This is a genomic window from Haloarcula rubripromontorii, assembly GCF_001280425.1.
GTDB classification, from domain to species: domain Archaea; phylum Halobacteriota; class Halobacteria; order Halobacteriales; family Haloarculaceae; genus Haloarcula; species Haloarcula rubripromontorii.
Window position 1 is genome coordinate 440,390 of the sequence record NZ_LIUF01000003.1, and the last position, 13,675, is coordinate 454,064.

Annotated in this window: 11 protein-coding genes; 7 read left to right on the forward strand and 4 right to left on the reverse strand. The window is 60.8% G+C overall.

From position 1 onward, the window contains the following. The first annotated feature begins 35 nt into the window (after nucleotides 1-35). The 3 genes from AMS69_RS11850 to AMS69_RS11860 all read left to right on the forward strand — a co-directional run bounded on the left by AMS69_RS11850 (nucleotide 36) and on the right by AMS69_RS11860 (nucleotide 5,057). A complete protein-coding gene (locus AMS69_RS11850; protein WP_053968270.1) occupies nucleotides 36-2,123 on the forward strand; it encodes a hypothetical protein in 2,088 nt (695 codons plus the stop codon). A 374-nt stretch (nucleotides 2,124-2,497) separates the two neighbouring features. After that, on the forward strand, nucleotides 2,498-3,316 hold the full coding sequence (tbsP, locus tag AMS69_RS11855) for a transcriptional regulator TbsP (protein WP_053968271.1): 819 nt from the start codon (nucleotides 2,498-2,500) through the stop codon (nucleotides 3,314-3,316). 31 nt (nucleotides 3,317-3,347) lie between these two features. Then, nucleotides 3,348-5,057: a YcaO-like family protein gene (locus tag AMS69_RS11860; RefSeq protein ID WP_053968272.1), complete on the forward strand. Its 1,710-nt coding sequence runs from the start codon at nucleotides 3,348-3,350 to the stop codon at nucleotides 5,055-5,057. An 18-nt stretch (nucleotides 5,058-5,075) separates the two neighbouring features. Here the strand turns inward: AMS69_RS11860 and AMS69_RS11865 are convergent, their stop codons facing one another. The 3 genes from AMS69_RS11865 to AMS69_RS11875 all read right to left on the reverse strand — a co-directional run bounded on the left by AMS69_RS11865 (nucleotide 5,076) and on the right by AMS69_RS11875 (nucleotide 7,438). Beyond that, the gene (locus AMS69_RS11865; protein WP_053968273.1) at nucleotides 5,076-6,224 is read right to left on the reverse strand and encodes a DUF63 family protein; all 1,149 of its coding nucleotides are present in this window, start codon (nucleotides 6,222-6,224) and stop codon (nucleotides 5,076-5,078) included. Between the two features lie 102 nt (nucleotides 6,225-6,326). After that, entirely contained in the window at nucleotides 6,327-7,166 is an 840-nt protein-coding gene (locus AMS69_RS11870; protein ID WP_053968274.1) for an inositol monophosphatase family protein, read from the reverse strand. Between the two features lie 71 nt (nucleotides 7,167-7,237). Beyond that, nucleotides 7,238-7,438 (reverse strand): hypothetical protein, encoded by a 201-nt coding sequence (locus AMS69_RS11875; protein ID WP_004518094.1) that lies wholly within the window; start codon nucleotides 7,436-7,438, stop codon nucleotides 7,238-7,240. An 889-nt stretch (nucleotides 7,439-8,327) separates the two neighbouring features. Here AMS69_RS11875 and AMS69_RS11880 point away from each other — a divergent pair. After that, a complete protein-coding gene (locus tag AMS69_RS11880) occupies nucleotides 8,328-9,545 on the forward strand; it encodes a glycosyltransferase family 2 protein (RefSeq protein WP_053968275.1) in 1,218 nt (405 codons plus the stop codon). A gap of 27 nt (nucleotides 9,546-9,572) precedes the next feature. Here AMS69_RS11880 and AMS69_RS11885 read toward each other — a convergent pair whose 3' ends face one another. Then, nucleotides 9,573-10,493, reverse strand: a complete 921-nt coding sequence (locus AMS69_RS11885; protein WP_394325230.1) for a hypothetical protein — start codon at nucleotides 10,491-10,493, stop codon at nucleotides 9,573-9,575. Nucleotides 10,494-10,775: 282 nt separating this feature from the next. Between AMS69_RS11885 and AMS69_RS11890 the strand changes: the two genes are divergently transcribed. The 3 genes from AMS69_RS11890 to AMS69_RS11900 are packed head-to-tail and all read left to right on the forward strand — an operon-like array spanning nucleotide 10,776 to nucleotide 13,671. Continuing rightward, complete coding sequence (locus tag AMS69_RS11890) at nucleotides 10,776-12,221, forward strand: DUF58 domain-containing protein (protein WP_053968276.1); 1,446 nt, start codon at nucleotides 10,776-10,778, stop codon at nucleotides 12,219-12,221. Then, nucleotides 12,218-12,721, forward strand: a complete 504-nt coding sequence (locus AMS69_RS11895) for a hypothetical protein (RefSeq protein WP_053968277.1) — start codon at nucleotides 12,218-12,220, stop codon at nucleotides 12,719-12,721. Before AMS69_RS11890 ends, AMS69_RS11895 begins: the two co-directional genes overlap by 4 nt. Continuing rightward, a complete protein-coding gene (locus tag AMS69_RS11900; protein WP_053968278.1) occupies nucleotides 12,718-13,671 on the forward strand; it encodes a hypothetical protein in 954 nt (317 codons plus the stop codon). The genes AMS69_RS11895 and AMS69_RS11900 overlap by 4 nt, the downstream gene beginning before the upstream one ends. The last annotated feature ends 4 nt before the right edge of the window (nucleotides 13,672-13,675 follow it).

A 13,675-nucleotide genomic window follows, 5' to 3' on the forward strand; every position in this document is an offset into this window, starting at 1 on the left:
ACGTATATATCAGATGACGGTCCACATACTCACATATGGTCACCTGGGGGGTGGCAGGCGAGCGGGGAGGCCGGGACGGCGGTGAAACGCCGGACTGGGATGGGGAAACGGTCGACCCGACCGCACTGGTGCACCAATTACATGATCGAGAAGTCACAGACGGCGAACAGTTGCCACACACTGTCGACGACTGTTACCGTGGGTCCGTCACCGAGTTGGCGCTGCCGGCGGTGGATGCCACGGTAACCCGAGTCGACACTGACACGGACACCGAGACGGTTGATTCACCGACGACGCTTGAGACAGGAGCGTACCTGTTGACGATGCAGGCCCGTGCTGCGGATAGTGGTCAGGAGTCGCCGCTTGGCATCGTTGACGACATTCGGATCCACGTCCGCTTCGACGGGCCGGCATCGCTCCACTCGGCCGGTGTTACCACTGTACTTAGCTTCCAAACGCCGACGAGTATTACCGTCGGGTTCGTCTGGGAAACGAACGCAGAGCGGCCGCATCTGCAGGTCCCTGCGACGCCTGCGGGGCTTGCAACGGCGATTACGCATCTGGGTGGGGCCCATCACACGATGCAGCCGTCCCGCTCGCACCCAGAACTCCGCGGACACCCGCCGATAGTCACGACCGGCGAAACGACCCGTATTCCCGAAACGGTTCGGCAGAACCGTCCCGAGACCGGTATCACGCTCCGTGTTCCGGCGTGCGAGGCGGAGCTGCTCGTCAGCGCACCGCTAGCCTACTATCTCGGGGCGGACGTGGTGGTCGAGTCACGTGATGCCGCACTGTTGACGGCCGAAGGCACGTCCGTGAACCTCTCCTTTGACGCCTGGCCGTCGTTACAGGCCGGCGTCGCGGCGCTACTCCGCAAGGTGTTCTACCTCGACTGTCAGGTCAGACGCGTCGACCCGGCCGAGAGCGGCCCCCGTATCACGTCGGCGCTCTCACTCGACGCGGATACGCTTCGGTCGCTGTCGCCGGCTGGACGGCTCGAACGATACATCGATGTCTCCGACGAGGCCGTGAACTCGATTCTGCCTGAATGGCCCCTTTCGACGTACGTCTCGCCGAAGCCGGAACGGGTCCGCTGCCTTCCGTTCCTCCTCGACCGGCTGAGCCTCATCTACTTGCCGGACAGCTCCCGGCTCAACCGGGATGAGCTTCTCGACAGGACGCTGGCGGATTCGTATCTGAGTCGTGGGTCGGCCGAGCGTCCACCGGTTATCGAGCCGAACCTGCGCGAAGGGCAGTTGCACTCGTGGCTCGCTCCAGGGAACCCGATAGACGCGTGCAAAACGCCAGCGGAGGCGTACCTGAACCGCTACCGGATTCAGAACCGGGATGCCGACGGTCAACGGGTCGCGGTCGTCCTCAACGACGAGGAGATGGCCGACGAGCACACGGATGTCACAGAAATATACCGGGCAGCGGACCTGCCAATGGACGTCCAGGTCAGCGAACTGCTGTCGGTCAACGAACTGGCCGACGTGTTCCAGCAGCCGACCGATTTCGTCCACTTCATCGGCCACTGCGACGAAGAGGGACTGCGCTGTCCCGACGGTAACCTGGCGCTGGCATCGCTGTCGGAAGTCCGAACGCAGACGTTCTTCCTGAACGCCTGTGGCTCCTACGATGAAGGGCTTGACCTTGTCAGACAGGGCGCGGTCGCTGGCGCGGTGACACTTACCGACGTGTTAGACAAGCACGCCGCCCTGGTCGGGACGGCCTTCGCGCGATTGCTCAGCAACGGATTCAGCATCCAACGTGCGCTGGAACTCGCTCGTCGGCGAATAATGATGTGCAAGGACTACGCGGTCGTCGGCGACGGGACCTACTCAATCGTTTCCAATCCTGCACATCCAGCGGTCGTCTGGCTCTCCGAAGGGGAAACAGGCTTCGACGTAGAGTGTACGGTCGTGTCCCCGGAACGGCCCGGCGAGAGCTACCGGCTACCGTTCGACGACAGCGCCGCCCTGAACGGCGAGCAGACGAGCCATTCCCTCGGTGTTTCCGAGTTGGCCGACACGCTGAGCCAGACGTCACTGCCCGTCATCTATGACGGGGAGTTCCACTGGTCCGACGACCTGGCCGCGCGCCTCCGGACGGATTTCTGACGGAGTCCACACTGCCGGGCTCCAGAAGCGAAACCCAGACGGCTGGCGGCCGTTTCAGAGTTCGGTCGTCAAGTAGTCACAATGAGTCAATATTTTGTGTGCAGTTTCTATACCAGATACAGATTTGATACTGTGCTGAAGTCACGGGTTTGCAGAACGGAAAGCAGAGAGACAGCCATTCGTTCTACCGGTTTCATGCGAAATCGACATCAGAACCGGTGGTTCAGTCCGTGAGACGAGCGGCTTCTGCTTAGGACAGTTGACCAATATTTTATCGCCTCTTACCGGTGGGTGTTGTCGGATTGTTGGCGAAATCAACACAGTATGGCCGGTAAAATTAAATATGCTAATACACTAGATACTGCCAAGGGACAATGACCGAAAATCTCCTGCAAGACGACGTCGGTTCTATGTTGACCACGGTGTTTGGGGCAACTGACGAGCCGGTGTACGTCGTGAACCCATCGCGGCGGAGCATCTCGGAGCTTGTATCAACACTGGACGCGGACTCGGACGCCCCCGAAGTTCGGCTGCTGGCCGACGAGCGGGCACTGAAAGATGTCATGGACGATTTCCTCGTTGCGAGTACCGCGGCCGACCTCATCGACGAGGAGCGGCTCACGATGCGACTGCTCGACGACGTGCCGAACCACTCGGTTGCGGTGACTGTCGATACGGTGTATGCGCTCGTGACCATCAGCGACACGGTCGGCGGTCTCGGGACCGACGACGCGGCGTTCGTGGACAACGCCTACGACTACTACGACTCGGCTTGGGAAGACGCCGACGAGTACTCGCTCCGGACGCCGCCGCTCAACCGCGTCCAGAGCACGCTGGAATCCGACATCGGCCCGGAAACCGCGTCGGACTTCAACGACGTTCTCAACTCTCTGTCGACGGCCCGCGGCGACGGCGACGGCCTCGACGAGGTCACCATCAGCCTGCTCGTGGCCGCACGGAACGGTGAACTGCTGTACGACATCAGCAAATGGGGCGAGGATGTCGGGCTGGCGAGCAAGGCGACGTTCTCGCGGACGAAGACGAAACTCGAAGACATGAACCTTATCGACACTGAGAAGGTCCCGATCGACGTGGGCCGGCCGCGGCTCCGCCTGATGCTCGGTGACGACCGGCTCAAAGACGCCGAACCGGACGAGCTGGCTTCCGTGGCCCAGTCCATCCTCGCCGCGTAGGTTTTTCCCGCTTCACCACGAGGGCTTCGGCATGCGAACTGTCGAAGTCGTCGGGCGTGGACCGGCCGTCGATGCACTCACTGCGTTTCTCGCTGATATCGACGTTTCAGTAGCACAGCCGTCGACACCGGCGGACAGCGGTGGCGATCTCGCCGTCGTGGTCGATACCGTCGGGTCGGAGACGTTTGCGGCGTGGAACGACCGAGCGACAGGTGAGGACATGCCGTGGGTCGCCGTCGAACTGGGCGGCGTCGGCGGCGTCCCGGTGACTGACGCCGCGGTCAGCGGGTTCGGACCCGAAACGGGCTGTTTCGACTGTCTCCGGGCTCGGGCCGAGGCCACAGTCGATGACACGGATGAAATCACAGAAGCCCCGGCTGCGGCCACGCAACGATTCGCGGGAGCGCTGGCCGGCCGACTGGTAACCCGGTTTCTCGACGGCAACGCTGCCCTCTTCGGGACGGTCACGGAACTCCCACACACACAGCGGCGGTTCCTGCCGGTCCCGGGCTGTGACTGTGGCGAGACGCCGAGCCGCACCCTCGACGACGGTCGCCAGACGGCCCCGGACAGCGAGGCGCTCTCACGGGCAGAGCTGGGCCTCGACGAGCGGGTCGGTATCGCCACGGAAGTCGGCGAGGTCGAGTCGTTCCCGGCGCCGTACTACCTGTCGACGCTCGCCGACACCACCGGATTCAGCGACGTGTCGGCCGCCGCCAAGGCCGCCGGTGTCGCTATCGACTGGGATACAGCATTCATGAAAGCGCTTGGCGAGAACTACGAGCGGTACGCGGCCGGCGTCTACCGAGACGGGAAACTGCAACGCGGGACGGTCACCGATGTTCCGGACGCCGTCACACCCGATGCGTTCGTGAGGGATGAAGCCGAATGGGACGACTCGACGCCACTCCGCTGGGTCCCGGCGGAAAATCTACTGACCGACGACAGTCGGTCGCTGCCCGCCGAAACCGTCTACTATCCGCCGCCATCGGACGCTGTCAGGCCGGCAACGACGACCGGACTCGGACTCGGAAACACCGTCACCGAGGCACTGTTGACCGGGCTGTACGAGGTCATCGAGCGTGACGCCGCGATGCTGTCGTGGTACTCGACCTTCGAGCCGCTCCGGGTGGCTGTCGAGGACCACGAGCAGTACGACACGCTCCGACGGCGCGCGACATCTGAGGGGCTCGACGTGACGGCACTGTTGCTGACACAGGACGTGGACGTGCCAGTCATCACTGTCGCACTGGAACAGGACGAATGGCCGCGCTTCGCGCTCGGGACCGACGCAGACCTGGACCCGGGTGCGGCCGCCGTCGGCGCGCTGGAGGAGGCGCTCCAGAACTGGATGGAACTCGACAGCATGGGTCTCGAAGCGGCCATGGACGCACAGGGCGCTATCGGGCGCTACGCCAAATCGCCCGGCGCGGCGGCCGACCTGACGGCCACGGAGACGGCGGTCCCGCTGGATTCGCTTGGCCCCGACGCAGACCTCTCCGACGAGGCGGAGCTAGAGACGCTGTGTGACCGGGCGGCCGATGCGGGGCTCACGCCACATGGGGCACGGCTGACGACGCGCGACCTCGAACAGCTCGGCTTCGAGGCAGTCCGCGTCGTCTGTCCGTCGGCACAACCGCTGTTCTTCGGTGATTCGTTCTTCGGCGAGCGGGCCGAAGCCGTGCCAGCCGATTTGGGCTTCGAGCCGCGACTCGACAGGGAGCATCATCCGTTCCCCTAAGCGCGGCCCCAACAGCAGTTAAATGCCGAACGTCGCCCGCAGCATATCCCGCGTCCCCGGCCCCAGACCGACTGCGGTGACGGCGATAAGCAACAGGAGCGCGTACCGTGGGCTGTCGTCGATGAACTCCTGATTGAACAGCGAGACGACCAGCGAAGCGACGGCGAGCTTGACGATCAGGAACGGCCACGACGTGCCGATGGCGGCCGAGAGGCTGGCCGGCTGAAGCGCCTCGGTGGCTTCGATGATGAACTCGTTGGCCGGGTGTTTCGGGTAGTACGTCAGCGGGACGTTGAGGGCGTCGAGCCAGTCGGCCAGCAGGACGTTCGCGACGCCGTCGATTGCGTGGCCCCAGATGACAAGCAGGCCGATATAGCCAGTTCCGTTGTTCAGCGCCGGGCGGTAGGACTCGAATAGACGGTACAGACCGTACGACAGCGCTGACGCCAGCATGACAGTCGTGATAAGAACTGACGGATACAACGTCGCGTACTCACGGGTAAGGGCGACAAACGTGAGGTACAGGAGCGTCACGGCGACGAACGCGCCGCCGATAGCGCCGGTCGTCCGGTAGTAACTATCGATGACGCCACGCTGTTCGAGGTCCACGCAGGCGACGAGGACGAGCAGCGTCAGCAGGAACACCGTCCCGTAGATGACGGGACTGATGATGAGCGAACTCAGCGGGTACTCGACGATGGGTGTAACCCCGGCATCGACCGCGCGGTCGGTCGCGTCCTCGACGGTTCGCAACGCGCCGCCGAGCAGCATGAACGGCACGAACGCGAAGTAGAGCTTCGGGTCCTCGGCGATGTCCAGTCGCTCGAGGAGGAAGTAGACGCCGACGAGCATGTACACCAGAATCAGCATGTAGCCAACCTCGGAGACGATAGTGTACCCCGGCTCAGCGATGAGCCGCCCCTCCTGAATAGCCGCGCTACAGCCATCGTATAGCGGCTGTGGGCCGGACGCAGTCATTTCGGCACAGCTGGCCGACTTGGCGTCGGCGTACACTGGCCCCCAGAAGTACTGCCAGAGGAACCGATCCCAGACGGCCTGTGGAGCGGCCATAACGGCCCCGACCGCAACGAGGAGAACTGCAACGAAAGAGCCCACCCAGAGCTGGCCGGGCCCGTACTCATCGACGGCTCGCTCGAACGTTTCCATGGCCGAGTGACCGGTGGCAGGCGGTTTCAGCGTTCCGGTCCAGTGTGCGTGGAGCGAAAGTCCGCGAGCCAGACGCGGCGGGGTTTGGATGCGAAAGTAAGTTTACTCTCCTTCGAGCGCCTCGTTGCCGGCCGCTACGAATGCCTCGTGTGTCTCGCCGTTAGAGGCGACGACAGAGTCGCTGTCGTGAGTCCAGGGCTCGCCATCGAGGTCAGTGACTGTGCCGCCGGCCTGTCGAACCATCTGGACGCCGGCAAGCGTATCCCAGGGTGCCATCGGGCGCGTGCAAACGAGTCCCTCAAGCGCCCCGTCGGCAACGTGTGCCAGCGTTGCCTGGAACGACCCCAGCCGGCGGATGTCACCGAATCGGTCGCCGACGGCACTGCACAACCGACCGAACTCGTCCCTGTCATCGCGGTCCCACCAACCGACGGGAGCCACAGCAAACGTCTCCGGGTCGGTTCGGTCACTTACCGAAAGCGCAGTCCCGTCTCGCATCACATTTTCAGGGCCGGCCGCGTAGAGGTCGCCATACGAGGGGAGATAGGTCACCGATGCGACCGGGTCGCCATCGACGACCGCACTGACGGCGGTCCCCCACAGGCGCATTCCACGGACGTAGTTTGCCGTCCCATCGATCGGATCGATTACCCACACAGAGCCGTTACTTGGGATGGTGTCGACCGCTTCGGGCTCGTAGTCGGCCTCGGGCCCGGCTCGCGTCGAGAGGGCTTCCTCACAGAGGAATCGGTCGCCGGGAAACGCTTCCAGAACAGTGGCGACGACCTGTCGCTGGGCGTCGCGGTCCGTCTCCGTCACGAGGTCGTTTTTGTTGGCCTTCGACTCAACGTTGAGGTCGCCCCGGAACTGCTCCCGCGCTACGACACCGCCAGACCGGGCCGCTCGCTCGGCGACTGCCGCCCGGTGGCTTGCATCTGTCATACCTGACGCTGGACCGCCCTCATTCAAACCGTCTCGCCTTCCAGCAAAACAGGACCACCACCGGCGATAGGTTACTCTTCCTCGACAGCCTCGTCAACAGCGTCGAGAATTGCTTCGGCGATGTCCCGCGCCTCGTTGGGTGTGTACAGGACCTGGTTCCCCAGTGACTGTTCAATGCGGACGTAGCCGTCATCGTCCTCAATGGAAAAAAACGCCGTATTCTCCAGTGGTGGCACGTGCAGGCTTGCCCCCTCGGACTGATCTGTGGCCATGGTATCGTTTAACACATACGATGGCTTAAATCTACGGTCGGAACATCGGCACCCGTCCAATTACAAAAATTAATAATCAGACCCCAATGACTTAGACTTATGCCGAAAATGTACAGCTATGGCATCGATACGCGGGGCACTCCGGTTCAGCAAGGACATCTCAGTTATCATGTTTTTAGGAGCTGTTTACATCCTTGGATTAAGCGTCGCAACGCTGATCAGCGCATCGGAGGACCGACTGCCACGGGTACACGCTGTTGGCGGCGAAATCCGGAGTCGACTTCGCCGGCCAGTGTAAGATACCCAGCAACCGAGTCGCCACAGAACGGTCAGTTGGCACACGGTGTCAGGTCATCACCGATGAGTGTCGTTCAGATTCGACGAGTTTCAGCGACCGTAGGCGATAGCCGAGACCCACTCACGTGTCTTTAAGCACGAAGTCCGGCGTACTGCGACTATTGCCAACGTGATGTCCTGTTGGAACCTAGTTCATATTGATTGAGATATCTGTAAGTAAAACACATTCCTGATTCAGTATATTCATCTGATAAATGCATGATTCGCAACGTACATTAGTGCCTGAATAGTGTTCCTTACTGATAGGTGCTCATTACACAATACCGTCATGGTTCGAAGAAATTGTGACCAATCAGGGAAATATGAGTGGTTTCGTCCCAACCATTGTTATTAATTATGAATTACCTCACCCAACAGCTTTATTATATGTTGCTTTGACATGACGTTCTGTGTGGGAACAATGCGGTACCTGTCAGAATTCAGCCATTGATATCAGATAAAATGGGGCCTACTAGCCGTATTCGCAGAAAGCCGACCAGGGGAGTGGAGAGTGCATGCTACTAGACGCACCAGTTACAGCCGAGGTACGGGAATGACAATACAAGCAAATCAGGCAAACCAAGCGAATAAACAGGGGACTGCAGCCAAGACTGCAGACGAATTTCTCGTCACACCGGAGAGCGAAGTCACGCCGGTTTTGAGCGTCGTGATGCCGACTCTCAACGAAGAGAAAGGAATCGTCGAGTGTATCGATCGGATCAAAACAGCGGTATCCGAGTTGCGCGTCCCAACTGAGATTATCGTCAGCGACAGTTCGACCGACGCGACACCGGAGCTAGCCCGCGAGCGGGGGGCGACAGTCGTGACCCCTGACGAACCGGGCTATGGCTACGCGTATCGCTATGCGTTCGACAAGGCGCGGGGAGAGTACATCGCGATGGGCGATGCCGACACGACGTACGATTTCGAGATGATTCCGCAGCTTCTCGAACCCGTCAAGAACGGTGACGCGGACATCTGTATGGGGAGTCGACTTGAGGGAGAGATTCGGGACGGGTCGATGCCACCGCTGCATAAATACGTCGGCAATCCACTGTTGACGCGGTTCCTGAATACGTTCTATGGGGCCGGTGTAAGCGACGCCCACAGCGGGTTCCGCGTGTTCACCAAGGACGCGCTCGAAACGCTAGAGCTAGAGACGACCGGCATGGAGTTCGCCAGCGAGATGATTATGGAAGCCGGCGCGAACGATCTCACCATCGAAGAGGTCCCGATTATCTACCACGAGCGTGAAGGCGAGGAAACGCTCGACAGTTTCAGTGACGGCTGGCGACACGTCCGCTTTATGCTCGTAAACGCGCCGGATTACCTGTTCTCGTATCCGGCTCTGTTGCTCGTCTCTGCCGGGGCACTGTTGATGTCACTGTCAATCGCCCAGCTGTCGATCAGTGGCGTCAACTTCGGCATACAGACGATGGTCGGCGGGTCGCTGCTGGCAATCGTCGGGTATCAGGTCTGGACGCTCGCACTGTTCAGCTCCATCGCCGCGAACCCGATCAACAAACCCGAGGGGCTACTCGTCGGGATGATACGGGAGCAGTTCCAGCTGGAACACGGTGCGTCCATCGGCATTCTCGCGGCTGCAGCCGGGATTCTGTACCTCGGGAGCGTGTTCGGACAGTGGCTGCTCGTCGGCGAAGCGGCGTTGCCGTCAGCCACAGCGACTCTTCTGGCCTCGACAGTCGTCGTACTCGGACTACAGACCGTGTTCGGGTCGTTCTTTATGAGTATGCTCGCAGACAGCAGCTAACCGTCGACTATCCATTTTCGGAACGAATCAGTCCTGCGTACACCTGCTAGCGCACGCGTTTTCCGCACACGCAACGTCGGGCTGCGTTCGGTTCTCGGCAACAAACTGCCACTCGTTTCGGCCCACGCTGTCGGTACCGTTCGAATAGGTGAGCTGTCTGTACAGTCCGTTGTAGTTCATCACGCTATCGTACTCCGTTCGGGAGTAGCGCTCCTCATCAATGCCGTCCTGGTGGGCGTCGAGGCCCATCGCGTGCCCGAATTCGTGCATGAACAGCGAAGCGGTGATTTTCGTCGAATCGAATCGCTCCATCGCCGCGACCTCAGGTCGTCCCGCACCGACGTAGTAGTCGTCCCCGTTGTAGGCGACATCGTCGGTGAGCAGGACGTAGTAATAGCCGTCAGAACGGTGCTGTGAGTGGTTGGCCCGGAAGTCATAGATGTCGTTTCCGGCCCCAGCGCGGGATTTCGAGTAAACCGTCCCGTTGGCCGAGAGGTTCGTATCGTCCGTGGCGAGATGGATATCGATCCCGGTGGAGCCGTCGGGGTTCGAAACAGGTGCCTCCGCAAACGTCTCCACAATGGACGTCTGGACCGGCTCGCTGAGCGTCGTTGACTCCGTGGAATCAACCTCGACGTAGATATCCGTTCGGAGTGGGTCCGCATCGGGAATCGCCTGCTCGCAGCGGACTTCCATGCCGTCCGGATAGCCGTCGCCGTCCGTGTCCGCTTTGGCCGGGTTAGTATGGTAAACGGACCGCTCTAGCGAATCCGCCAGTCCGTCGCCGTCTGTATCAGTGGCGTTCGGACCGGCCTGTACCTGCTGTCTGCTCGGCGTATCGGCCCCACCACCGCTAGTAGTGTTCACCTGTGGCGGCACCCCGGCGGCTGGAAGCACGACGCCAGCGAGAAGCAGCATGGCGAGGACAACGGCACCGAAACGAGCCATCGAGACGGTACGGAGCCAGAGGTGGCTGGTGTCGGCACAGTTACCTGGTTTTTCAGACTCAGTATTAAGATTGATTCCAGAAATTGCACTCATACAGGCTCCCGAAATTCGAGATAGAATAGACATGAGTGGTACCTATACCCCCATATTTTCGATTGGCGGTTAAGAAGGTGATTCTCCAGATATCAATATCAATTTCGATAGTAAGGACATGCATAACTCAGAGGGCTCCGGCTGTGTCTGTCGGTATATTCAATGGGCTCGGTTCAGTAACGGAAGGTAATGCGTGTCACCCGACGGTTCTGGCTCACACTCACTGCTATTGGTAGTCTCGTCGTGGGTGGTGGGGTGCTCGATGCACCCGTATTGGTGGTCGGTGCTGTCGGGCTCACAGGCTGGCTGCTCGCAATGCAGTTTGCGTTCGTGCGTAGCGTTTCACGACTCAGTGACGGACTCACGGTGAGCCAGTCACTCGACCGTGCCCGGGTACAGACCGGCGCCGAAACGACGTACACACTCGAAGCATCAGTTGACGCCGCCGGCGAGCACCTGCCGCTCTCTGTCAAGACAGCGATTCCACTCGTCGCGCAGATGGAAGCGGGCCCCGCTCCAACGGTCACTCTCGACACATCGATGCAGTCGTCGTCGGTGACACTCCCGCTCACCTGGGAGACAGTCGGGGAGTATACAATTCCTGGCGCCACAGTGACGGTTAGCGACAGCACCGGGCTGTTTACCCAATCGTTCACGACGGCACCAGGTCCCGAAGTGGTCGTTGAGGCACCGTCGGTCGGCCCGATTCACGTTGGGCAGGGTGGGAAACAACTGCTACGCGGTGTCGGCGAGCACGATGCCCGCGGGCGGACAGGTGGCATCTCAGCCGAGGAAATCCGGAAGTACGTCCCGGGCGACGCACTGAAATACGTCGACTGGAAGGCGACTGCCAGACTAGACGAGGCACACGTCCGCAATTACGAAGCCGAGGGGAACCGTAGCGTGGTACTCGTCCTTGACCACCGTCAGTCGCTGGGTGGCGGTACACCTGGCAACACGAAGCTAGAACACCTCAAATCGGTTGCAGCGGCCTTCCAGCAGCGTGCCGAAACGATCCGCGATCCGCTAGGGTACCTGACTATTGGCGACGCGGGCGTAACGGAAACGAGACTCCCAGTGGCGAGAACCGAAGCCTACAGATCGTGCCAGCATCGGATCAACGACCTTGCCGCCGAAGCTGAACCGCCGGCAACAGCCCATGCAACAGCGGCTGCCACCGGAAGAGTAACCGGGGCAGTGAATCTAACAGCTGACACACAATCGCCGATGGAAACGATGCTGCTCGCGTACCGAAACGCTACCGGATCGAAACGACACCTCCCCAATCAGCCGCTGTACAACGGTTTTCAGGCGGCACCGCAGGAAATACGTAGCGCGGATCTGCTGGTCATCTGCACCGACGACAGCAGCCCGAGCGAACTACGGAACACAGTTGGGCTGGCGAGACGCAACGCAACGGAGGTCATTGTGTTTATCACTCCATCAGTGGCCTTCGATACCGACCTCCTCACGGACCTCGATACCGCTTACGACCGGTATCGGACTTTCGACCAGTTTCGGCGTAACCTGAACGATATCGACTCGGTGACTGCCTACGAGGTTGGGCCCCCGGACCAGATCTCGACTATTCTGTCCGCCGGCCCAGCCAACACAGACCAGCGGGAGTACGCATGAGTATGACACTGAACTCGACGAGACAGTCGCGCCGATCACTACCGACCGTGCTCGGCCTGCTGGGCATCGTCGGAGCGACAGGCGGGCTTCTCCTTGGTGGACCAGTATGGCTTGGCCTCGTCGGTGTTGTCCTCGGCGGCCTCTACCTGTCCGGAACAGCCGTTCTCGCGGTCGTGCTTGGACAGATAGCGCTCGTCACAGTTGAGACACCGTCACTGCTCTCACTCGTCCTTGTCGAAGGCGGCCTGTTCCTCACATTGCTTTCGGTCGCTACCGAGGCACCTGACAGTCGAATCGCCAGCAGCCTCGTCGCGCTTGTCGTTCCGCTGCTTGGCGGCGTCGTCTGGCTGTCGGTCTGGCGCTGGACCCTAGACCCCCTCAAGGTTGGGTTCGCCATCCTCGTCGGGACTGCCATCGTCGGCTATCTGCTCCATCGCTATCTGCTGATAGAACTCGACATTGTGACTGAAGATGTCGCTTCGGATCGTGATTTCCAATGAGTCAACCTGAGCCCTCGAAACCGGATATGACAGCCGATGATACCGACCAAGAGACCGATATTGTGCGGGACCGCCAGACACTCGAAGCGGAGCTTGAAGTGCTGCGGGAGGAGAACCGTCGGTTGCGCGGATCGTACGCGCGCGCGAAGCAGGCAACGTTCAGACGGACCGCAGTCGGCTTTTTCGTAGTCGGCGGACTATCTCTCGTTGCGGCGTTTGTCTTTCCGGCCCTGCAAACCATCTTCATCGCGTTCGGCGGGACCGGTGTGTTCGCCGGCATCGTCACGTTCTATCTCACTCCCGAGCGGTTCGTCTCGGCGTCGGTCAGTGAGACGGTGTTCAACACGCTGGCAGATGTCGAACAGCACCTCGTTAGCGAACTGGAACTCCAGACTGAGACGATATATGTCCCAACAGCAACCCATCCGGAGACGGCTGCGCGCCTGTTCGTCCCCCAGCACGTCGAGTACACGGTTCCCGACCCGGAGCAGTTAGGAGAACTGTTCGTCACAGGCGGTGAGGCAGAGCAGGGAATATCGCTCCCCCCGACTGGTGATCGTCTCTACACCGAGTTCGAACAGGCGATGTCAGGCACGTTCGGCACCGATCCCGAGGCAATCGCGACACAGCTGACTGCAGCCCTGTCCGAGCAGTTCGAACTCGTTGATGACACGACAATCGAAATCGATAGCGAGAACCGAACCGCTTCTATCGCCATCGACAATCCGGCGTTCGGCACCATTCACCAGCTAGATCACCCAGTGGTGTCCCTGCTTGCGGTGGGATTTGCCACAGGCCTTGAGCGACCGGTTACCGTCGATACGCGCGACGACGACCGGTTCAGCAGTGTCGTGACCGTCTCGTGGGACACACCCGAACAACCATCGACACGGTCCAGTGACGCGGCAACCCCGGAACAGGAGATGGCACCAACTCCGGAAACCGACTGACTGC

Excerpts from the sequence above, each read along its gene's own strand:
- AMS69_RS11885 (WP_394325230.1), bottom strand. The coding sequence starts at position 10,493 with ATGGCTCGTTTCGGTGCCGTTGTCCTCGCCATGCTGCTTCTCGCTGGC.
- AMS69_RS11850 (WP_053968270.1), top strand. The coding sequence starts at position 36 with ATGGTCACCTGGGGGGTGGCAGGCGAGCGGGGAGGCCGGGACGGCGGT.
- AMS69_RS11860 (WP_053968272.1), top strand. The coding sequence starts at position 3,348 with ATGCGAACTGTCGAAGTCGTCGGGCGTGGACCGGCCGTCGATGCACTC.
- AMS69_RS11890 (WP_053968276.1), top strand. The coding sequence starts at position 10,776 with ATGCGTGTCACCCGACGGTTCTGGCTCACACTCACTGCTATTGGTAGT.
- AMS69_RS11875 (WP_004518094.1), bottom strand. The coding sequence starts at position 7,438 with ATGGCCACAGATCAGTCCGAGGGGGCAAGCCTGCACGTGCCACCACTG.
- AMS69_RS11895 (WP_053968277.1), top strand. The coding sequence starts at position 12,218 with ATGAGTATGACACTGAACTCGACGAGACAGTCGCGCCGATCACTACCG.
- AMS69_RS11880 (WP_053968275.1), top strand. The coding sequence starts at position 8,328 with ATGACAATACAAGCAAATCAGGCAAACCAAGCGAATAAACAGGGGACT.
- AMS69_RS11865 (WP_053968273.1), bottom strand. The coding sequence starts at position 6,224 with ATGGAAACGTTCGAGCGAGCCGTCGATGAGTACGGGCCCGGCCAGCTC.
- AMS69_RS11900 (WP_053968278.1), top strand. The coding sequence starts at position 12,718 with ATGAGTCAACCTGAGCCCTCGAAACCGGATATGACAGCCGATGATACC.
- AMS69_RS11870 (WP_053968274.1), bottom strand. The coding sequence starts at position 7,166 with ATGACAGATGCAAGCCACCGGGCGGCAGTCGCCGAGCGAGCGGCCCGG.
- tbsP (WP_053968271.1), top strand. The coding sequence starts at position 2,498 with ATGACCGAAAATCTCCTGCAAGACGACGTCGGTTCTATGTTGACCACG.